The organism is Herbidospora mongoliensis, from assembly GCF_001570545.1.
In the GTDB taxonomy this organism is placed as follows: Bacteria; Actinomycetota; Actinomycetes; order Streptosporangiales; family Streptosporangiaceae; genus Herbidospora; species Herbidospora mongoliensis.
Window position 1 is genome coordinate 194742 of sequence record NZ_BBXD01000021.1, and the last position, 20423, is coordinate 215164.

At 70.8% G+C, this 20423-nt stretch carries 18 protein-coding genes; 5 read left to right on the plus strand and 13 right to left on the minus strand.

The annotated features are described in order from the left end of the window. Positions 1 to 61 precede the first annotated feature (61 nt). Positions 62 to 1054, minus strand: a complete 993-nt coding sequence (locus AW272_RS31535; RefSeq protein ID WP_066372967.1) for a stage II sporulation protein M — start codon at positions 1052 to 1054, stop codon at positions 62 to 64. Positions 1055 to 1080: 26 nt separating this feature from the next. On the opposite strand from AW272_RS31535, the gene AW272_RS31540 reads away from it, so the two are divergent. Further along, a complete protein-coding gene (locus AW272_RS31540; protein WP_083958890.1) occupies positions 1081 to 1857 on the plus strand; it encodes an RDD family protein in 777 nt (258 codons plus the stop codon). A 193-nt stretch (positions 1858 to 2050) separates the two neighbouring features. On the opposite strand, the gene AW272_RS31545 is transcribed toward AW272_RS31540, so the two are convergent. Then, a complete protein-coding gene (locus AW272_RS31545; protein WP_066372972.1) occupies positions 2051 to 3283 on the minus strand; it encodes an adenosylhomocysteinase in 1233 nt (410 codons plus the stop codon). Between the two features lie 2 nt (positions 3284 to 3285). Then, positions 3286 to 4716 carry an adenosylhomocysteinase gene (gene ahcY, locus AW272_RS31550; RefSeq protein WP_066372974.1) on the minus strand — a complete coding sequence of 477 codons (1431 nt, stop codon included), beginning with the start codon at positions 4714 to 4716 and terminating at the stop codon, positions 3286 to 3288. Positions 4717 to 4822: 106 nt separating this feature from the next. Here ahcY and AW272_RS31555 point away from each other — a divergent pair, with 106 nt between their 5' ends. Then, on the plus strand, positions 4823 to 5155 hold the full coding sequence (locus AW272_RS31555) for a MerR family transcriptional regulator (protein ID WP_066372976.1): 333 nt from the start codon (positions 4823 to 4825) through the stop codon (positions 5153 to 5155). On the opposite strand, the gene AW272_RS31560 is transcribed toward AW272_RS31555, so the two are convergent. From AW272_RS31560 to AW272_RS31575, 5 genes are read right to left on the minus strand one after another with little or no spacing between them, the layout of a single operon-like run. Continuing rightward, positions 5132 to 6070: a cation diffusion facilitator family transporter gene (locus AW272_RS31560; protein ID WP_066372977.1), complete on the minus strand. Its 939-nt coding sequence runs from the start codon at positions 6068 to 6070 to the stop codon at positions 5132 to 5134. The two genes, AW272_RS31555 and AW272_RS31560, sit on opposite strands and share 24 nt — an antisense overlap. Positions 6071 to 6103: 33 nt before the next feature. Then, on the minus strand, positions 6104 to 7213 hold the full coding sequence (locus tag AW272_RS31565; protein ID WP_066372978.1) for an SIS domain-containing protein: 1110 nt from the start codon (positions 7211 to 7213) through the stop codon (positions 6104 to 6106). Beyond that, entirely contained in the window at positions 7210 to 7377 is a 168-nt protein-coding gene (locus AW272_RS41245; protein ID WP_083958892.1) for a Trm112 family protein, read from the minus strand. Before AW272_RS41245 ends, AW272_RS31565 begins: the two co-directional genes overlap by 4 nt. Beyond that, positions 7374 to 8726, minus strand: coding sequence for a phosphomannomutase/phosphoglucomutase (locus AW272_RS31570; RefSeq protein ID WP_066372979.1), 1353 nt, complete (start codon positions 8724 to 8726; stop codon positions 7374 to 7376). The genes AW272_RS41245 and AW272_RS31570 overlap by 4 nt, the downstream gene beginning before the upstream one ends. A 57-nt stretch (positions 8727 to 8783) precedes the next feature. After that, entirely contained in the window at positions 8784 to 9140 is a 357-nt protein-coding gene (locus AW272_RS31575; protein ID WP_030451265.1) for a DUF3499 domain-containing protein, read from the minus strand. A 104-nt stretch (positions 9141 to 9244) separates the two neighbouring features. On the opposite strand from AW272_RS31575, the gene AW272_RS31580 reads away from it, so the two are divergent. Beyond that, positions 9245 to 9670, plus strand: coding sequence for a metallopeptidase family protein (locus AW272_RS31580; protein ID WP_066372981.1), 426 nt, complete (start codon positions 9245 to 9247; stop codon positions 9668 to 9670). Here AW272_RS31580 and AW272_RS31585 read toward each other — a convergent pair. The 4 genes from AW272_RS31585 to AW272_RS31600 form a co-directional block, all read right to left on the minus strand. Further along, entirely contained in the window at positions 9658 to 11073 is a 1416-nt protein-coding gene (locus tag AW272_RS31585) for a DUF5719 family protein (protein WP_066372982.1), read from the minus strand. The genes AW272_RS31580 and AW272_RS31585 overlap by 13 nt on opposite strands. Next, positions 11070 to 13868 carry a glycosyltransferase family 2 protein gene (locus AW272_RS31590; RefSeq protein WP_157518920.1) on the minus strand — a complete coding sequence of 933 codons (2799 nt, stop codon included), beginning with the start codon at positions 13866 to 13868 and terminating at the stop codon, positions 11070 to 11072. The genes AW272_RS31585 and AW272_RS31590 overlap by 4 nt, the downstream gene beginning before the upstream one ends. Positions 13869 to 13992: 124 nt before the next feature. Next, positions 13993 to 14250, minus strand: a complete 258-nt coding sequence (locus AW272_RS31595) for a WhiB family transcriptional regulator (RefSeq protein WP_030451269.1) — start codon at positions 14248 to 14250, stop codon at positions 13993 to 13995. 188 nt (positions 14251 to 14438) lie between these two features. Continuing rightward, positions 14439 to 15992 carry a hypothetical protein gene (locus AW272_RS31600; RefSeq protein ID WP_157518922.1) on the minus strand — a complete coding sequence of 518 codons (1554 nt, stop codon included), beginning with the start codon at positions 15990 to 15992 and terminating at the stop codon, positions 14439 to 14441. Positions 15993 to 16124: 132 nt separating this feature from the next. On the opposite strand from AW272_RS31600, the gene cofD reads away from it, so the two are divergent. Both cofD and AW272_RS31610 read left to right on the plus strand, forming a co-directional pair. After that, positions 16125 to 17063, plus strand: coding sequence for a 2-phospho-L-lactate transferase (gene cofD, locus AW272_RS31605; protein ID WP_066372985.1), 939 nt, complete (start codon positions 16125 to 16127; stop codon positions 17061 to 17063). Next, positions 17060 to 18355 carry a coenzyme F420-0:L-glutamate ligase gene (locus tag AW272_RS31610; RefSeq protein ID WP_066372987.1) on the plus strand — a complete coding sequence of 432 codons (1296 nt, stop codon included), beginning with the start codon at positions 17060 to 17062 and terminating at the stop codon, positions 18353 to 18355. Before cofD ends, AW272_RS31610 begins: the two co-directional genes overlap by 4 nt. 4 nt (positions 18356 to 18359) lie before the next feature. Here AW272_RS31610 and AW272_RS31615 read toward each other — a convergent pair whose 3' ends face one another. Continuing rightward, positions 18360 to 20390: a WD40 repeat domain-containing protein gene (locus tag AW272_RS31615; RefSeq protein WP_157518924.1), complete on the minus strand. Its 2031-nt coding sequence runs from the start codon at positions 20388 to 20390 to the stop codon at positions 18360 to 18362. Between the last annotated feature and the right edge of the window lie 33 nt (positions 20391 to 20423).

A 20423-nucleotide genomic window follows, 5' to 3' on the forward strand; every position in this document is an offset into this window, starting at 1 on the left:
AGGCCCGTTTCGTCAGCAGCTCCAGGCCGACCCGGTGCCGGTCTCGACGCATGGGCGACCTTCAGGCCGTCGGCACGACGTCGGGGGCGTCGGTGATGTCGCCCGTCTCGCCGGCTCGCGCGGCCCGGCGGCCGTAAATGACCACGTACAGCAGGAAAAGGATCTCGGCGGCGGCGCCGATCGTGATGCGGGCCCAGGTCGGCAGCGGCGACGGGGTGACGAGGGCCTCGATGAGGCCCGAGATCAGCAGCACCACCGCGAGCCCGAGCACCACCGCGACCACCGCGCGGCCCTGTTCGGCCAGCACCTGCGCGCGGGGGCGCGGCCCCGGCGCGATCAGCGACCAGCCGACCCGCATGCCCGCCCCGGCGGCCAGGAAGACCGCAGTGAGCTCCAGCAGCCCGTGGGGCGTGATCAGCCCGAAGAACACGTCGCCCCGGCCCGAGTCGATCATGATGCCGCCGATCAGCCCGACGTTCGCGGCGTTCTGATAGAGGATGTACGGAATGAGCACGCCCCCGATCACCGACGAGGCGATGCACTGGGCCGCCACCCACGCGTTGTTCACCCACACGTGCGCGGCGAACGACCCGGCGGGGTTCTCGCTGTAGTAGTCGGCGAAGTCGTGCTCGACCAGCTGCTTGATCTCCGCGGGGGTGCCCATCGCGGCCCGCACCTCGGGGTTGCCGGCCACCCACATCCCCACGGCCACGGCGACGATCGCCGACGCCACCGCCGCACCCAGCCACCACCGCCACGACCGGTAGCAGACCACGGGGAACGCGACCGTCCAGAACCGGAGGAACTCCCGCCAGGCGGGCGCGTGGGCGCCGGTGACGGCCGACCGCGACCGGGCGACCAGGGCCGACAGCCGGCCGGTCAGCACGCCGTCACGGGACGCCGAGCGGACGATGGACAGGTGGGTGGACACCCGCTGGTAGAGCTCGACCAGTTCGTCGACCTCGGGCCCGGTCAGCTTGCGCCGCCGCTTCACCAGGTCGTCGAGCCGGTCCCAGGTGGGCTGGTGGGCGGCTCGGAAGGCGTCGATGTCCACGATCGCGAGCCTAGTAGGGTCGGGACATGTCCGAAGTGCCACGCCCTGACCTCGTGACCGGCGACGCCGTGGCGCTCGACGTGCCGCTCGCGCAGCTGCCGATCCGGGTGGTCGCGTTCCTGCTCGATCTCGTCGTGCAGATCGTGCTGCTGATCGCGGCGCTGCTGCTGATCGCCTTCGCCACCGGCGACATCGACGAGTCGCTGGCCACCGCGCTGGTCATCGTCTCCATCGTCGCGGTCGTGGTCGGCTACCCGGTGATCTTCGAGAGCCTGTCGCGCGGCCGCAGCCTCGGCAAGATGGCCCTCGGCCTGCGGGTGGTCTCCGACGACGGCGGGCCCGAGCGGTTCCGGCAGGCGTTCTTCCGCGGCCTGACGGCCGTCGTCGAGATCTACATGCTGACCGGCGCCCCGGCGGTGATCTGCTCTTTGATCAATCAGAAGGGCAAGCGCCTGGGCGACCTGTTCGGCGGCACGATCGTCATCTCCGAGCGCGCGCCGAAGGACTTCGGCCCGCCGCCCGAGATGCCGCCGCAGCTCGCCGCCTGGGCCGCCACGCTGGAGCTGACCGGGCTCACCGACGACCTGGCCACGGTGGCGCGGCAGTATCTGACCCGCCTGCCGCAGCTCTCACCGGTCGCCGCCGACCAGATGGGTTACCGGATCGCCTCGCAGGTCTCCGCCCGGGTGCAACCGCCGCCCCCACCAGGGGTTCCGCCCTACGCCTACCTGGCCGCCGTGCTGGCCGAACGCCGCCGCCGCGAGATCGCGAGGTTTAGCGGAAGACGCCAGGGGCAGTTGTGACGAACGCAGGCATGGGGCACGCCTGCAGTGGGGTTGGGCGGGTACGTCCGGCGCGCAGAGGGAGAGGCGAACCGGTCGTACCCGCCCGTCATCTCGGCTCAGGTGACTGGCCTTGAACGAGCCGAGTGCTATGACCGTAGTACGACAACCCTGGGGTAGCCATGGGGTAATACATCCGTTTGTACGGAAATTGTCACGATCCTGTGCGCCAAGAGTGAAGATATGCCTCTTGGTCGGAAGTAAGCCCATCGATGGTGATCCCGGCCGCGGCCAGCTTCAGCCCCGCCACCCGCGCGTCGATCCCGTCGGGCACGTCGTAGACCCCCGGCTTGAGCGAGGCGTGTTCGGCCGCCAGCCACGCCACCGCGAGCGCCTGGGCGGAGAACGACATGTCCATCACCGCCGCCGGATGGCCCTCGGCCGCCGCCAGGTTCACCAGACGCCCCTCGGCCAGGAGCAGCAGCCGCCGGCCGTTCACCACGAACTCGTCGGTGTTGGGCCGCACCTGGTAGTGGACCTCGTCGGCCATCGACTCCAGGGCGCGCACGTCGATCTCGACGTCGAAGTGGCCCGCGTTGGCCAATATGGCGCCGTCCTTCATGAGAGCCAGGTGTTCGGCTCTGATCACGTCACGGTTCCCGGTGACCGTCACGAACACGTCGCCGATCTGGGCCGCCTCGGCCATCGTGGCCACGCCGTAGCCGTGGAGTGAGGCGTCGAGCGCCTTCACCGGGTCGATCTCGGTCACCACGACCCGCGCGCCCAGCCCCTTGGCCCGCTCGGCCACGCCCCGGCCGCAGTAGCCGAACCCGGCCACCACGACGGTCCGGCCCGCGAGCAGGGTGTTGGTGGCCCGCATGATGCCGTCCATCGTCGACTGGCCGGTGCCGTAGCGGTTGTCGAACATCCGTTTCGTACGGGTGTCGTTCACCGCCACCATCGGGAACTTGAGCGCACCCTCGGCGGCCATCTGGCGCAGCCGGATGATCCCGGTCGTGGTCTCCTCGCAGCCGCCCTTGACGATCAGGTCGGAGCGTTCGGTGTGCAGGATGTTGACCAGGTCGCAGCCGTCGTCGAGGACGATGTCGGGCCCGATGTCCAGCGCCCGGTGGATGTGCCGGTAGTAGGTGTCGCGGTCGACCCCCGCCCTGGCGTGCACGGCGATGCCGTAGTCGGCCAGGGCGGCGGCGACGTCGTCCTGTGTCGATAGGGGGTTGGAGGCGGCCAGCGCGATCTCCGCGCCGCCCGCCCGTAGCGCCCCCATCAGCACCGCCGTCTCGGCCGTGACGTGGAGACAGGCGGCGACCTTCAGCCCGTCGAGCGGGCGGTCGCCGCCGAAACCCGCGCCGATCGCGGTGAGCACCGGCATGGCGCGCGATGCCCACCCGATCCGGCGCTCACCGGCCTCGGACAGCGAGTAGTCCATGATCAGTAACGGTAGTGGTCGGGCTTGTAGGGACCCTCGACGTCGACGCCGATGTATTCGGCCTGCTTCTTCGACAGCGTGGTCAGCTTCACGCCGAGCGCGTCGAGGTGCAGGCGAGCGACCTTCTCGTCGAGGTGCTTGGGCAGCACGTAGACGCCGATCGGGTACTGCTCGGTCTTGGTGAACAGCTCGATCTGCGCGATCACCTGGTTGGTGAAGGAGTTCGACATGACGAACGAGGGGTGGCCGGTGGCGCAGCCCAGGTTCATCAGGCGACCCTCGGCGAGCAGGATGATCTGCTTGCCGTCGGGCCAGCGCCAGGTGTGGACCTGGGGCTTGACCTCTTCCTTCTCGATGCCCGGGACGCGGGCCAGACCGGCCATGTCGATCTCGTTGTCGAAGTGACCGATGTTGGACACGATCGCGTTGTGCTTCATCTGCGCCATGTGGTCGGCGGTGATGATGCTGAAGTTGCCGGTCGTGGTGACGAAGATGTCGGCGATGCCGACGACCTCCTCCAGGGTGGTGACCTGGAAGCCGTCCATCGCGGCCTGGAGGGCGCAGATGGGGTCGATCTCGGTCACGATGACGCGGGCGCCCTGGCCGCGCAGCGCGTCGGCGCAGCCCTTGCCGACGTCGCCGTAGCCGGCGACCACGGCCACCTTGCCGCCGATCAGCACGTCGGTGGCGCGGTTGAGACCGTCGATCACCGAGTGGCGGCAGCCGTACTTGTTGTCGAACTTCGACTTGGTGACCGAGTCGTTCACGTTGATGGCCGGGAAGAGCAGCTGGCCGTTGTTGAACATCTCGTAGAGGCGGTGGACACCGGTGGTGGTCTCCTCGGTGACACCCTTGATCGCCTCGGCGGTCTTGGTCCAGCGCTGGTCGTCGTTGACCGTGCGGCGGAGCAGGTCGAGGATGATGCCCCACTCCTCGGGGTCGTCCTCGGACGCGGTCGGCACGACTCCGCCGGCCTTCTCGAACTCGGCGCCCTTGTGGACGAGCAGGGTGGCGTCGCCACCGTCGTCGAGGATCATGTTCGGGCCCGAGCCGTCGGGCCACTGGAGCGCCTGGTCGGTGCACCACCAGTACTCGTCGAGCGTCTCGCCCTTCCAGGCGAACACGGGGATGCCCTTGGGCTCCTCGACGGTGCCCTCGGGGCCGACCGCGACGGCGGCGGCGGCGTGGTCCTGGGTGGAGAAGATGTTGCACGAGACCCAGCGCACATCGGCGCCGAGCGCGACCAGCGTCTCGATCAGGACGGCGGTCTGAATGGTCATGTGCAGCGAGCCCATGATCTTCGCGCCCCGGAGCGGCTGAGAAGCGGCGAACTCCTTGCGCGTCGCCATCAGGCCGGGCATCTCGTGCTCGGCGAGCCGGATCTCCTTGCGACCGAAGTCTGCGAGTGACAGGTCGGCGACCTTGAAGTCCATCTTGGGGTGTCCCCTCTCGTAGCGTCCTCTGCCACTTTAGGGGCGACCGGCGGTCAGAGACCCCATCAAGAGGCGGAACCTGACACAAGAATGTGAGAATAGGTTCATGCGCATCACGGAGGCCGCCGCGAGGCTCGGAATGTCGCCCAGAATGCTGCGATATCGGGAGGCCCTCGGGCTGCTTCCCCCGGTTCGCGACCAGGGTTCCCACCGCCGGTTCGGCGAGGAGGAGCTCGCCGCCGTCACCCAGGCGCTGTCACTGGAGAAGCGGTTCGACGTCGCGCCCGGCGAGCTCGCCTTCGCGCTGCGGGCGCTGTCGGAACCCGCCGTCGCCCAGGCCGTGAGAGACCTGGGCGTGCGGATCGGGCGCATCCAGGCGCCCCGCAGGGCGCTGGACTTCGAGAAGGAGAAGGCGCTACGCCTGCTGCGCGGGCGCTGAGGGGGTCGACGACTCGATGGCCGGTTCGAGGTAGATGATCCGGGCGATCGGCACGGCCGCGCGGATGCGCTGCTCGGCCTCGTCGATGCCCCGGGCCACCTCGGCGGCGGTGTCGTCGTGCTGGACCGCGATCTTGGCGGCCACGAGCAGCTCTTCCGGGCCCACGTGGAGGGTGCGCATGTGGATGACCCGGGTCACCTCGGGCGCGCTCTCCAGTGCCTCGCGGATCTGCGCGTCGACCTCGGGGCCGGCGCTCTCACCGATCAGAAGCGACTTTGTCTCGATCGCCAGGATGATCGCGATGGCGCCGAGCAGGACACCGATCATGATCGTGCCGATGCCGTCCCAGATGGGCTCGCCGGTGACGACGGCCATGGTCACGCCGAAGAGGGCGAAGATCAGGCCGAGCAGCGCGCCGAGGTCTTCGAGCACGATGACGGGCAGTTCGGGCGACTTCGACCGGCGGATGAACTGCCACCACGTCAGGTTGCCCTTGTGCGGCAGCGACTCCTTGATGGCGGTGCGGAACGAGAACGCCTCGGCGATGATCGCGAAGATCAGCACGCCGAACGCCCACTGCGGGGTGGTGAGGGCCTCGGGCGCCTGGATCTTGTGGATGCCCTCGTAGAGCGAGAACAGCGCGCCGATCGTGAACAGCACGACCGCCACCACGAACGAGTAGAAGTAGCGCTCCCGGCCGTAGCCGAACGGGTGCTGCTCGGTGCGCTCGCGGGCGGCGCGCTTGCCGCCCAGCAGCAGCAACGCCTGGTTGCCCGAGTCGGCCACCGAGTGGACCGCCTCGGCGATCATGGACGACGATCCGGTGAAAAGGAAGGCGACGAACTTCGCCACGGCGATCGACAAGTTGGCGACCAACGCCGCGACGATCGCCTTCGTTCCGCCACTGGCGCTCACGATGACACTCCTAGGATTTCGGCCGGGAAGATCTTAATGGGCAATTCTGGCCTTCATTTCCCGGACCGCGCTGACAGGAGTGGGATCGATTCCATAACCAAGTGCCAGATAGACGCTCGCGAAGTCGGCCAGCCCGATCAGCGTCGCCAGCCGTTCAAGCGGGTGTCGCCCCTCGGCCATCAGCTCGGACACCCGCACGTCACGGTTCTCGGCCAGCCGGACCGTGGTGCTGCGGGTGCGGACCTCGCGCTCGTCTTCGTCGATGTCGCGGAGCACGAACAGCCGCAGCTGACGGCTCTGCGCGTCGGCGAAGATGTCCCGCTCGGCGAGCGGGCCGTCGAAGGCGGCCACCTGGTTGTGGGCCGCCTCGGGCAGCTCGCCGAAGATCGCCGGGTATTTGGCGTTCTCGTAGAGCTGGTGGACCAGCCGGCGGGCGGCGACGATCGCCAGCGCCGAGGAGCCCCACACCATCGGCACCGACTCGGCCAGCTCCATCGCCAGCGTCTTGCCGGGGTTGATGAACGTGTCGCTCGACGGACGGCACCGGTGGGCGACGTCTTCCAGCAGGGTGGCGGTGGCTTCGTACACCGGCTCGGGGACGTCGGCCAGACCCAGCGACGACGCCGCCACGATGAGCGGGACCGTCAGCGCCCACAGCGCGGCGCGGGCGTGCCCGCTCCCGGTCTCGACCGGGACGAACGGCGCCCCGCGCTGCGTGCAGAGCGACTGGAGCGGCGAGCCGGGGCGGCCGACCCCGACGAGGCCGCAGCCGCGCCGGGCCGCCTCCCAGGCCAGGCCGAGGGTCTCCTCGGTGGACCCTGAGGCGGACACGGCGAACACCAGGTCGTTGGCACCGATCCAGCCGGGCAGCCGGTGACCGCTCGCGGTCGTGACGGGGATCGGTGCTCCGTTGCCGCAGATCGCCTTGAGGATCTCCCCTGCGACGCCGCTGACGCCCATGCCGAGCGTCACGATCGCCCGGGGGCGCCCTTCGGCGGCCACCGCCGCCACGCCCGCCTCGGTGGCCAGCCGGCGCCCGGTGCGGATGTGGGCGGCCGCCGAGGCGACGGCGGGAAGCATGCCCGAGGGATCGGCCGCGACCAGGTGGCCCTGGTCGTCGAGCAGCTCAGGCTCCCAGATCATGCCTTCCGTGCCTCGTCGACCAGCAGCACGGGAATGTCGTCGCGGACCGGGTAGACCAGGCCGCAGCTCTCGGAGGTGCAGGCCAGCTCGTCGGCCTCGGCCCGGAGCGGGGACTTGCACGCCGGGCAGGCCAGGATCTCCAGCAGCCAGTCGTCGATCTTCAAACCCCTCGAACCTCTCTCAGAACGTCGTCGCGCACGGCCGCCATGGTCACCTCGTCGTCGCCCTCGGCGTTGAGCCGGAGCAGCGGTTCGGTGTTGGACGGGCGCAGGTTGAACCACCAGGTCGGACCGGTGACGGTCAGGCCGTCCAGCTCATCGAAGGTAACACCCTCGCGGGACCCGAAGACCTCGCGGACCTTGGCGGTCGCGGCGGCCTGGTCGGCCACCGTGCTGTTGATCTCGCCGGAGGCGGCGTAGCGCGCGTAGGCGGCCAGCACCTCCGACAACGGGCGGTCCTGCTCGCCGAGGGCGGCCAGCACATGGAGGGCGGCCAGCATGCCCGAGTCGGCGTACCAGAAGTCGCGGAAGTAGTAGTGGGCCGAGTGCTCACCGCCGAAGACGGCGCCCGCGCGGGCCATCTCGGCCTTGATGAAGGAGTGGCCGACGCGGGTGCGGACCGGCACCCCGCCGCTCTCCTTGATGATCTCGGGGACGCCGCGCGAGGTGATCAGGTTGTGGATGATCGTGGCCCCGGGGTGCTTGGCCAGCTCGCGGGCGGCCACCAGCGCGGTGATCGTCGACGGGGAGACCGAGCCACCCTTCTCGTCGATCACCCAGCAGCGGTCGGCGTCGCCGTCGAAAGCGATGCCGATGTCGGCGCCGTGCTCCAGAACCGCTCGTTGCAGGTCGACCAGGTTGGCCGGCTCGATCGGGTTGGCCTCGTGGTTGGGGAACGAGCCGTCGAGCTCGAAGAAGAGCGGCACGAGGTCGATCGGCAGCCCGGCGAACACCTCGGGCACGGTGTGCCCGCCCATGCCGTTGCCGGCGTCGACGACGACCTTCAGCGGCCGGATGGCCGACAGGTCGACGAGCGACTTCAGGTGGTCGGAGTAGCCCGTCAGCATGTCTTGCGTGGTGACGGAGCCGGTCGGGTCGGACACCGACGCCCCGAGCAGCCCGGACGCGCGGTCGCGGATCTCGAGCATGCCGGTCTCGGACCCGATGGGAATCGCCCCGGCCCGGCACATCTTCATGCCGTTGTACTGCGCCGGGTTGTGGCTGGCGGTGAACATGACGCCCGGCAGGTCGAGGCTGCCGCTGGCGTAGTAGAGCAGGTCGGTGGAGCCCAGCCCGGCGTTGATCACGTCGGCGCCCCGGGAGGTCGCGCCGCGCGCGAAGGCCTCAGCCAGCGGGACGGAGGACTCCCGCATGTCATGGGCGATCACGATGCGATCGCCTCCCACCACCTCCGCGAAGGCCGCTCCGACGGCCTCGGCGATCTCCTCATCGAACTCGTCCGGTACGACACCCCGAACGTCATACGCCTTGAAGATCTTGGCGATGTCGCCCAATTCCGCCCCTATATGTCGCAGATCCCTAGGATTCGCAGCCTAGTGGGGCGCGCGCCTTCAGCGGTCGCGATTGGACTTCAGGACCCGGAGGTGACCCCGGCGGCCGACTTCCACGGCCTGCCCCGTCGGTTCGCCCGGCGCGGGCGCCGGACGGGCCGCCTCGCGGACGGCGTTGGCCAGGGCTTCGAGGTCGTCGCCGGAAGGGGCACCCGGCTCGTAGGGCAGCCGGACGACCTCCCAGCCTCGGGGCGCGGTGAGCCGCTCTGCGTGCTCCGCGCACAGGTCATAGCAGTGCGGCTCGACGTACGTCGCCAGGGGGCCAAGAACCGCGGTCGAGTCGGCGTAAACGTACGTGAGTGTGAAGACGGCAGGCTGCCTGCAGGCGGTACGGGAACAGCTGCGGACGGGGCTCACGGAGGGACCGTATCCGGTTGGCCCGCACAATGCCACCACCCCGCCCCTCTTAACGAGCGTGTCGCCACAATCCGGACACGGGCCGGGACCTCTAAGCTGACCTGATGACTCCTCGACGGCGGGACCGCCACGGACGGGGCATGCGGGGGCCGCTGGCGCCCCCTCACGTGCCGATCGCCAAGTCGCGTGGCGAGCGGTTCGACGACCTCGTGCTCGACGCCGTCGACCGGCTGCGCGTCCGGTGGTCCAAGGAGCTCGCGTCGGTCGACTTCGGCGTCGAGGAGGTGCCCCCGGTCGCCGAGCTCATCGACGGACCGGCGCGGCTGACCTCCGACCCGATCCCGTTCGGCCGGGCCGAACCCTCGGTGCGCGGCGAGCCGGCGATGGTCGTGGTCTACCGGCGCCCGCTGGAGGCCCGCGCCCGCGACCGCGAGAGCCTGGCGGCCCTGGTGCACACCGTGGTCGTCGAGCAGGTCTCCACGCTCCTGGGGCTCACCCCCGAACAGGTCGACCCCGGCTACGACGAATAGGGCGGCAGAACGATCGAGGGCGCTTCGCCGGCCTTCGGCACGAGCGTCCAGGTGCGGGCCACGGCCAGCGGCTGCGCGGTGACGAACTGGCCGCCGGAGGTCCGCTCCTCCATCACCCGGCCGCCGTAGACGGGGCCGGAGCCCGGCTTCGGCGTGACGACCACGCTGAAGCCCTTGGCCGATCCCTTCAGAATGATCTCTTTGGTACGTTGCGCCGGGATCTCCACCTCGATCGGCGCCGGCGCCTCCCCCTCGCGCGGCAGCAGCGTCACGGTGACGGCGGCGGCCTTGTCCGGCGCGCTGAGGATCAGGCGTGAGGTGACGGCCTTGGTCGACCGGGCGTCGGCGACGACGCTGCCGAGGTCGATCGAGGGCGCCCCGGCGGTGTAGGCGACGTCGGTCCTGCTCCCGGTGCCGACGATCTTCAGCCCGGCGACCACGGGGATCTCCGAGGTCAGCACGATCGCGGCGGGCTGGCCGGTCACCCCGGTCGACAGGTCGACGGTGACGACAGAACCGGCGGGCACCTCGACGTCCTCGCGGTTCTCCAGGGCGTAGGAGCCGTCCTTCAGCACGGCCTTGATCTGGACGACGGCGTCCTGGTCGCCGGGGGCGGCGACGTAGAGCTCGCGGCGTCCGGCGCTGCCCGGCACGCCCGGCACCACGACGCGCTTGGCGGGTTCGGTGGTCTGCGGGAGCCAGTCGACGCCCTCGGGCGTGGTCGCCTCGACGGCGGCCGCGACCCTGCCCCGGCCGGTCGACACGTTCAGGGCCATGATCAGCGGCGACGGGGCGACCTTCTTGAGGTCGACGGTACGGTGCTCGCCCGGCTTGAGGATCAGGCCGTTCGCCCGCTCGGCGATGACCTGGCCCTCGCCCGAGTAGACGACGAGCGCCACGTCGGCCGGGGCCGACTCGACGTTGGCCAGGTGGAGCCTGATGTCACCGGCCGCCGGGCCCGGCCCGACGAACCAGGCGTCCGCGCCCGGGTCGACGCAGCGCACCCCCGACAGACCCCTGGCCTCGCCCGACAGGGCGCGCCGGGTCTGGGCGGCCTCAAGGCCCGTGGCCATCGCGCCGGTGGCGTGCACCTGGACCGGGTCGGTGCCGGCGGGCAGGGTCTTCTGCCAGAGCTTGCCGGGCTCGTCCATGGTGACCGGCTTGCCGCCGTCTTCGATGAGGGTCTGGCCCCCTCCGGCGTTCGGCGGGGTGACGGCGGTGACCATGGCGCCGCCGGGGTCGGGACAGACCGTGGAGACGGCCGCGATGGGCGTCTTCACCGGTTCGGCCTTCACGGGGGCGACGGGGGCCGGGCGGGTGGCGTACGCGACGCCGTAGACGGCGACCAGGGCGATCAGCACCAGGGCCAGCATGCCGAACCGGTTCTCGATGAGCCGCCTCACACCGCCACCCGCTCCCGCTCCGCGGGGATCTCCTCGGGCGCGTCGGGCTCGGCGGTGCGCGCTCCCGGCGCCGACAGGAGCAGCACGATCACGACGAGGGCGCCCTGGCCGTACAGCCAGTAGCGGTGCCAGGCGTCGTCGGCCGGGCCGGGGTCGGGGGTGACCGTGCCGGTCATCCGCCAGAGTCCGGCCCGATCCGTGAGGGTGACCCGGGCCACGGCCGGGTCGGAGTCGAGGGCCCGCCTGATCGACGGGTCGACGGGGCCGGGCACGCTGACGAACGCGATCCCCTGGGCGGCCAGGCTCCCCGCGTCGGTGCCGCCCCGCCCGGAGGCGAGGCCGGCCACCGCGTCGGTGAACGCGGAGCCGTAGGCGGCCCGTTCCGACTCGCCGATCACCGGGATGCGCCCGCGCATGACCGTGTAGCTGAGCCCGCCGCCGGAACCACTGGCGGCGGTACGGAGCAGCAGCGTCCCCTCGCCGGGCTTGGAGTAGGCCTCGGCGATGGCCGGAAGCGGCGACCTGACGTCACGCTGGAGCGGGCCGCCCGCCTCGTCCATGATCCATAGGGTCGCGGCGGCGACCGGGGTGGCGAAGGCGACCAGCACGATCAGGGCCGCGCCCACCCGCCGGAACCCGCCGGCCTGGCGGAACTCGGCGACCCGGTGGGCGGCCAGCGCGGTCGACACCAGCAGCCCGGTCGCGGCGAAGGCCAGCGGCACCCCCGGCCAGGTCGACAGGCGGCTGACCACGGTCGCGGCCAGCACGCCGACGATCGCCACACCCCATCCGACGGCCACGATGAACTGGTGGCGGCGCAGCAGCAGCGCTCCCAGGGCGACCGCGAGCAGCCCGGCGGTGACCCAGATCGGCGGCGCGCCTGGCCCGCCCGGGTTCAGGGTGAGCAGCGCCTCCGGCGCCAGCGTCGGTGAGGACGTCATCGGCAGCCCGGCCTCCCGCAGGATGCGGACCGGGTCTTCGACGATCGTGGCCAGCCAGGGGCCGAGCAGGATCAGCGGGGCGCCCAGCGAGATCAGCAGGTTCCCGCCGACCCCCCGGCGCACTCCCCCGAACGACAGGGCGGCGAGCAGGCCGAGGACGGCGACGAAGACGTACAGAAGAGGGGCGAACGCGGTTCCGACGGCCAGCAGCAGGCCGAGCCCCCAGGCCGCGCGGCGGGCCGGCTTGTGGGTGTCGGCGAGCACCTTGGTGGCGAGTGAGGCGTAGACCGGCAGCAGGATGAACACCACCGCCGAGCCGATCCGCCCGGCCGCCACCACCCCGGTCGCCACCGGAAGCAGCGCGTAGGTGGCCGCCAGCCACACCCGGGCGGGCCGGTAGCCGACGAAGCTCTTGGTCGCCAGGTAGGCGCTCAGCCCCGACAGCGGCACACAGGCCAGCAGCAGGATCGACACCGCCAGCCAGGTCTTGCCGAAGGTGATCGTCGACAGCACGGCCAGCACCGCGACGTAGGGCGGCGCCCACTCGCCGGTGTAGAGCGCCCACAGGTCGGACGCGCCCCCGGCGACCGGCACCAGCGCGCCGCCGCCCAGGAATCCACCCGGTGTCCCGCCGGACAGCAGGTCGCGTTCGGCCGCGATGGCGACCGCCGTGAGCAGCACGAACAGCCGCACACCCGGGCTGGCGAACGCCCGCCGCAGGAACCCGTCGTCGTCGGTGAGCAGTTCGTCGCCCTCTTCGGCCCCCGGCAGGTGGACGGCGTGGTGCCGCCCCGCCGAGTCCATCGGCCCGCTGCCCGACAGCTGGTTCTGGACCATCTCCCAGACCCGCCGGAACGCCAGGGTCGGCGGGCTGAACATGGGCTTGACCAGCGCATATCCGGCCCTGCTGGCTTTGCGCGCCTTCCTGGCCCGGCGCAGCCGCAGCGGATGCAGCAGCAGGGAGCCGATCGCGGCGAGCTCGTCGACGGCGTGCGCGGGCTGCTTGGCGACCAGGAAAAGGAACGTGCGGATCAGCGACCCGACCGTGTTGCGGGCCAGCGACCACACCATGGTCCAGAACGGCAGGTTCGCCATCAGGACGAACAGCGAATAGCGCCGGGCGAGCCGCCGGGGGTGGTCGTCGCTGGCCGCGATCCGGCGGCGCCGTTTCGACGACGCCTCGGCGTGCCAGGCGACCGCGCCGGTGACCGCGAGCACCCGGTGCCCGGCCGCGCGGGCCCGCCAGCAGAAGTCGAGGTCGTCGCGGAACAGCGGAAGCTTGGCGTCGAGCCCGCCGATCTCGTCCCAGACGTCGCGGCGGATCAGCATCCCGGCCGTCGACACCGCCAGCACGTCGCGCACCCCTCGGGGTTCGGCGTCGTGCTGGCCCTGGTCGTACTCGCGGGCCTCCAGCCCGGTCTCCCGGCGCCCGGAGCGGGCGACCGTGACGCCGACCTCCAGCAGCAGCTTCCGGTCGAGCCAGTCACGGAGTTTCGGACCGAGGATGCCGGTCTCGGGATATTCGTCGGCGGCCTGTAGCAGGAGCTCCAGCGCCCGGGTGTCGGGCGCGCAGTCGTCGTGGATCACCCACAGCCACTCGGTGATCCCGGGCGTCGCCGGTAGTCGCCGGACGACTTCGTGCACCGCCTCGGCGAAGCCGCTGCTGCGCGGCATGTGCACCACGCTGTGTTTGCCGAACGCCTCGCCCAGCAGGGCGCCGCTGTCGTCGCGGCTGCCGTTGTCGACCCCTACGCCCCGGTCGATCGACCGGGTCTGTGCGAGCACAGCCCGGAGGGTGTCCCGCAACCAGCGGGAACCATCATGGGCGACCACGATCGCGGTGACCGAGTGCACGGGGATCCTTGGGGGTATCTGCGGCTTTTGCGCGCCAACACTACGGCACGCCGCCCTACCCCCTGACCCAAATGACAAGCGGAGGCCACAACCGTGACCCCCGCGTGTCGTTCCTGCTAATCCGTCAAACGGCCTGGCGCTTCATGCGTCGGCGCTCGCGCTCCGACAGCCCACCCCAGATGCCGAATCGTTCGTCGTGTTCCAATGCGTACTCAAGGCACTCCGCGCGTACTTCACACGCACGGCACACCTTCTTCGCCTCTCGGGTGGAGCCGCCCTTTTCTGGAAAGAACGCCTCCGGGTCGGTCTGAGCGCACAATGCCCGCTCCTGCCAACCCAGATCTTCACCGTCGAGCGCCTGTGCGATGACCAGTTCAGTCACGGCACACCTCCCTGTCGCCCGCCCGTCACCAACCCCGAAAGTTGGTGCCCCCCTATGGACGCCCTCCCCTTACCCACCTCGGAGAAGGCGTAACAACATGGCTGTAATTACACGCGTGTAAGTCGTGCCCCGTCAAGCGCCATGGGGATACCGGGGGAAAGGGCAGGTCTTGTCGCCCTCGTCTGAGCTCAGCGCTCCCGGCGGTCCGGACTGTACCAACGAGCGGTGACGTCCGAATCCGTCGATGCCGGATCGGCAGGAAGACCATCCGCGTTCTTTGCCGGACGGTAGATGGCGACCGGATCGATGGGGTCGATGAGGTCTTCGGCCCGGAGCGGGTCGCTGAGGGGGTCGCCGTGGTAGCGCTGCGGCTGGACCGGGGCGGGGGTTGGCGGCAGGGGCAGCGCCTGCGGCTGTGACAAGGGCTGCGGCTGCGACAGCGGCTGCGACGGGGGCGCGGCCTGGGAGTAGCCGAAGGGGTTGCTGTGGCGGTAGCCGGCCGGCTGCTGCTGGTAGCTCTGGGCCTGCTGGTAGGCCTGGGCGAGCTGCTGTTCCCTTATGTCTCCTATGTCGCCCTCGTAGCCCGGCTCGTAGGCGGAGCCGTAGACGGGGGGCGGCGGCGTGGGGGCGCCGTACACCGAATCGCGGCGCGATCCCTCATAGGTCGTCTCGCGGGCCGGTGCTCCGTAGACCGAATCACGGACGGAACTTTCATAGCTGCTCTCGCGGGCGGGCAGGTCCCGCGCCGGGGGCTCGTAGGCCGGGGTGTCGTAGACCGAGTCGCGGACGGAACTTTCCCGAACGGGGGGTTCATACGCCGTCTCACGGGCCGGGGTCTCGAAAGCCGCATCCCGGGCCGGTGCTTCGTAGCCCGAATCACGGACAGAACTTTCGTAGCCCGCCTCGCGCTCCTGGCCCCCGAAGGCCACTTCGCGGACGGAGCTGTCGAAGGGCGTCTCGATGGCGGGACGGCGAGGCGGCGCCTCGTAGCCCGCCTCCCGGGCGAACTGCGGGCCCGAGTAGCCGGAGAACGGCGAGGAGTCCCAGGCGGCCGGGGCGTCGTCTCTGTAGACCGGTTCGGGGTAGGAGTAGCGCTCGCCCTGCGGCGCGACCGCGACCACCGGCTGCGGCGGGGTCTCCTCGACCACCTGCTGGCCGGCGTAGCCGTTCTGGTCGAAGACCGGGCCCTGCGGGTAGGGCGAGTAGTCCGGCTCCGCCGGATAGTTCTGGACGGGTTGCGCGTCGCCCGTCTGGGGGAACGGGATGACCGCGGGGACCGCGGCCAGGCGCCGTGACTTCTTCGGCTTGGCCCCGCGTGCCGGCATCGGGGACACCATGGTCAGCAGATAGCCCAGCGCCAGCAGGGTGAGCGCGAAGGTGGGCACGCCGGGCAGCAGGTAGCGGAGCTTGTCGCCGAAGCCGAGCCCGTTGAAGAGCACGCCGAGCAGGCTGATCGCGCCGACGAGCGCGGCCAGGGCGAGGGTTCCGGCGGCGCCGAAGGTGATGAGGCGGCTCTTGGGGGTGGGCGCGCCGAGCTTCGTACAGAGGAGAACCGCACCGACCGCGAGGGCGGTGTTGACCGGGGAGGTGAGCGTGGTCAGCCCCGAGATCGCGCGCATGCCGAACTCGGTCGTGCCACCGGCCGACGAGGACCCGCTGAAGAAGAGCCGGAACACCGCGACCAGAACGGTCGTCGCCGCGGCCGCCATGAGCAGCCACGCGGCGGGCTCACGGAGCCTCACCGGGTCAAGCTTCACCACAGTTACCCCCAGGTTTTCATGCGGCTTATGGGAACTGAGTTTTGCATATGCCTGACATGGATGCCCGGCGACCCATCAATCTCACGTTTCCCACGCAATGCCAGACTGTCAGGCATGCGCATCGTGTCCCTGGCTGGCGGAATCGGCGGCGCCCGGTTCCTGCGCGGCCTCAAGGCGGCGGCTCCGGAATCAGACGTCACCGTCATCGGCAACACCGGCGACGACATCACGCTTTTCGGCCTCCGAGTATGCCCCGACCTCGACACCGTGATGTACACCCTCGGTGGCGGCATCAACGAGGAGCAGGGCTGGGGCCGCGCCGCTGAAACATTCACCGTGAAAGAGGAGCTGGCCGCCTACGGCATGGAACCCCAGTGGTTCGGTCTGGGCGACCGCGACTTCGCCACCCACATCGTGCGCTCCCAGATGCTCGCGGCGGGCTATCCCCTGTCGGCGATCACCGAGGCCCTGTGCGACCGCTGGCAGCCCGGGGTGCGGCTGATCCCGATGACCGACGACCGGGTGGAGACCCACGTGGTGGTCGGCGAGGAGCACGCCAGGCGGGCCGTCCACTTCCAGGAGTGGTGGGTGCGCATGCGCGCTTCGGTTCCGGCGCAGGAGATCGCCCTGGTCGGGGCGGACAAGGCGACGCCGGCGCCCGGCGTGCTGGAGGCTCTTGAGGCGGCCGACGTGGTGATCCTGCCGCCGTCCAACCCCGTGGTGAGCATCGGGACGATCCTGCAGATCCCCGGCATCCGCGCGGCGGTGGCGGCCAAGACCGTGGTCGGCGTCTCGCCCATCATCGGCGGCGCTCCCGTGCGGGGCATGGCCGACGCGTGCCTGACGGCGATCGGCGTGGAGACCTCCGCGCAGGGCGTGCTGGAGCTCTACGGGGCGGAACTGCTCGACGGGTGGCTGGTGGCCGAGGAGGACGCGTCGACCGCGCTCGAAGGCGTGGCGGTGGAGGCGCGGCCGCTGCTGATGTCCTCGCCGGAGGCGACGCGGGACCTGGCGGCGGCGGCGCTCGACCTGGCGAAGAGGGTGGCGGCATGACGAACGTCAGCGGCGTGATCACCATCAGTGGCGTGCCCGGACTGCCCGAGATCGGATACGGCGACGACATCGCGGCCCTGATCGCGAAGGCCGCTCCCGGCCTGGCCGACGGCGACGTGGTCGTGGTGACCTCCAAGATCGTCAGCAAGGCCGAAGGCCGCGTTGTCCGCGGTGACGACCGTTCGGCGGCCATCGCGGCCGAGACCGCCCGGGTGGTGGCGCGGCGGGGTGACACCGTGATCGCCCAGACGCGGCAGGGATACGTGATGGCGGCGGCGGGCGTGGACGCGTCCAACACCGCTCCCGGGACCGTGCTGCTGCTGCCGGAGGACCCCGACGCGTCGGCCTCGGCGATCCGGCGGCGGCTCTTCGACCTCGCCGGAGTCCGCGTCGGCGTGATCGTCTCGGACACCTTCGGCCGCCCGTGGCGTTTCGGGCTGACCGACGTCGCGCTGGGCGCCTCCGGCGTCCAGCCGCTGGAGGACCTGCGCGGCACGACCGACACCTACGGCAACCCTTTGAACGCGACGGTGACCGCGCTGATCGACGAGATCGCGGCGGCGGCCGAACTGGTGAAGGGCAAGCTTTCTGGTGTGCCGGTGGCCGTGGTCTCCGGTCTGGGTCATCTGGTGACCGGCGACGACGGTCCCGGCGGCGCGGTGTTGATCCGGCCCGCCGACCAGGACATGTTCCGATACGGCTCGGCCGACGTGGTGTTCGCGCGGCGGACCATCCGGAAGTTCTCCGACGCGCCGGTCGACGGGGAGGCGGTCCGGCGCGCGGTCGCGGCGGCCATCGCGGCTCCCGCGCCGCACCACACGACGCCGTGGCGCTTCGTCCTGCTGGAGACGGCCGCCGCCCGGGGTGAGCTGGTCGACGCGATGCGCGAGGCGTGGATAGCCGACCTGCGCGGCGACGGGTTCACCGAGGAGTCGATCGCCAAGCGGGTCAGGCGGGGTGACGTGCTGCGGGACGCGCCGTATCTGGCGGTGCCGTGCCTGGTCATGGACGGGTCGCACACCTACCGGGACGACCGGCGCAACGCCTCGGAGCGCGAGATGTTCGTGGTCGCCATGGGGGCGGGGGTGCAGAACTTCCTGGTCCAGCTCGCGGTCGAGGGGCTGGGGTCGGCGTGGGTGTCGTCCACGATGTTCTGCCGCCCGGTGGTGCGTGAGGTCCTGAACCTGCCGGACGACTGGGACCCGATGGGCGCGGTGGCCATCGGCCACGCGGCCGAACCGCCGAGGGACCGGGCGCCGAGGTCGGCCGACGACTTCTACGTCACGCGCTGACCGATCAGGGTTTCAGGCTCCAGAGGCGGACTGTGTTGTCCAGCCCACCGGACGCGGCGACCGGAACCCCGTCCACACTCCCGAACGCCACCGCGGTGACCTGCTCGGTGTGGCCTTCCAGGTTGAGACCACGCTGCCGCCAACTGCTCAGATCCCACACCCGCACCGTGCCGTCATCTCCACCGGACACCGCGACCGAATCCGAACCCACGTCCCCCAACGCCACCGCCCTGACCGCGTCGCGATGGCCTTCCAGGGCGAAGTCATGCTCCTGACCGCTGAAGAGGTTCCACTTACGCACCGTGCCGTCGCCCCCGCCGGACACCGCGAACGAGGCGGAAGTCTCCTGCCCGAAGCTCCAAGAGAACCTCTGCTCGAATGCCAACGCCAGGACATCACCCGTATGGGCCTTCCCCGGCTTGCCACGCTCTTTGCCGCCGACCAGATCCCACACCCGCACCGTGCCGTCGGCTCCTCCGGACACCGCGACCGGGACATCTCCCACGTGCCCGAACGCCACCGCCCTGACGACACCGGTATGGCCGTTCAGTGGGAGACCACGTTGCCGGCCGGTGACCAGATCCCACACCCGCACCGTGCCGTCGGCTCCTCCGGACACAGCCACCGGAGCCCCATCCATCTCTCCGAACGCCACCGCGTAGACAGGGCCGCTGTGGCCCTCCAGAGGCTGACCACGCTGCTTGCCGCCGGCCAGGTCCCACACCCGCACCGTGCCGTCTTCCCCGCCGGACACGACTACGGGAGCCTCGTCCACCTGCCCGACCGCCACGGACCAGACATCACCGGTGTGGCCGTCCATGGCAGGGGTACGCGGCTTGCCATTGGTCAGGTCCCACACCCGCACCTTGTGATCACTTCCGCCGGACACCGCGACCGGAACGCCGTCCACCTCTCCGAACGCCACCGCCAGGACATCACTGTTGTGACCTTGGAGCGGATGTCCGATCTGCTGGCCGAAGGCGAAGTTGCGGGGATTCCAGTCCGAGCCCGCGGGCAGGGCCGCCGAAGAGGGCGGAGAGGGTGACGGCGAGGGCGACGGAGACCCCGGTTCCGCGAGCAGACGCCACACCAGCGACGTCGCGAGCACGACCACGACCAGGAACCCGGCTCCCAACACCACACTCGCGGCCACAAGTCGCCGCGCCGCGCCGGTCCGCCTCGTTCGCGATCTCTCCGGCCGGTCGATCGCAGGGGGATGCGCTGCCGACTCCCGGCTCTTGGCGAGGTCGCCGCTCACCTCCCCCAGGGCGGCCGCCTCGCGTTCCAGGACCGTGTCGATCCGCCGCAGGATCTCCTCGGCGGCCCGCCGGTCGTCGTCTCCCATCAGCTCCCGCGCGGTCATGACCGGGACCAGCGCATCGGCACGCGGCGTCTTCTCCATTCCACGCTGACCCGCCGACTCCGCCAGCCGCCGCCGCGCATCCGCCGCCTGCTCATCAGCCTGGGTGCGCAGCCGTTCCGCTTCCGCGCGCTGCCGCTCGGACTCATCGAGCCGCCGCTGAATCGCCGCATGTAATCGTTCGGTGTCCGCCAAGCGCCGCCGGGCCGACTCCAGATCCTCGCGCATCCGTTCGATCTCGGCCTTCAGCCGCCGGCGCTCCTGATCGTCGGCCGCCACCCACCGTTCCCGGGCTGACAGGTCGTCACGTAGCGTCTGCCGCTCGGCCGTCAGGCGGGCGGTCGCCTCGGCCAGGCGCTCGCGCATCTCCAGCAGCCCGGCCCCGAGCGCGTCTTGGCGGACCATCGACTGCTCGACCCGGTCTGAGGCCTCGCCGATCGTCCGGACCAGTTCGTCGAGCGCGCCGCCGCTGGTGACGACCTCCGGCCGGCGCCGGGAGCGGAACCAGGTGACCGTCCCGACCAGGACCGGGGCGACCAGTCCGAGTAACGACACGAGCTGGGCGAGATCCGCCAGGTCACCGAGTTCCCACGAACGCAGCAGGAATCCCAGGGCGGCAATGGGCACGGCGATGGGCACCCCGGCCACCAACCAGTGCCACCATCGCCCCGTCACCCGCCTATTTTCGGGTCATCCGTCCGGCAGGAC

Coding starts and splice junctions, on each gene's coding strand:
- cofD (WP_066372985.1), top strand. CDS start 16,125: ATGCGCATCGTGTCCCTGGCTGGCGGAATCGGCGGCGCCCGGTTCCTG.
- AW272_RS31555 (WP_066372976.1), top strand. CDS start 4,823: ATGCGCATCACGGAGGCCGCCGCGAGGCTCGGAATGTCGCCCAGAATG.
- AW272_RS31540 (WP_083958890.1), top strand. CDS start 1,081: ATGTCCGAAGTGCCACGCCCTGACCTCGTGACCGGCGACGCCGTGGCG.
- ahcY (WP_066372974.1), bottom strand. CDS start 4,716: ATGGACTTCAAGGTCGCCGACCTGTCACTCGCAGACTTCGGTCGCAAG.
- AW272_RS31580 (WP_066372981.1), top strand. CDS start 9,245: ATGACTCCTCGACGGCGGGACCGCCACGGACGGGGCATGCGGGGGCCG.
- AW272_RS31545 (WP_066372972.1), bottom strand. CDS start 3,283: ATGGACTACTCGCTGTCCGAGGCCGGTGAGCGCCGGATCGGGTGGGCA.
- AW272_RS31565 (WP_066372978.1), bottom strand. CDS start 7,213: ATGATCTGGGAGCCTGAGCTGCTCGACGACCAGGGCCACCTGGTCGCG.
- AW272_RS31610 (WP_066372987.1), top strand. CDS start 17,060: ATGACGAACGTCAGCGGCGTGATCACCATCAGTGGCGTGCCCGGACTG.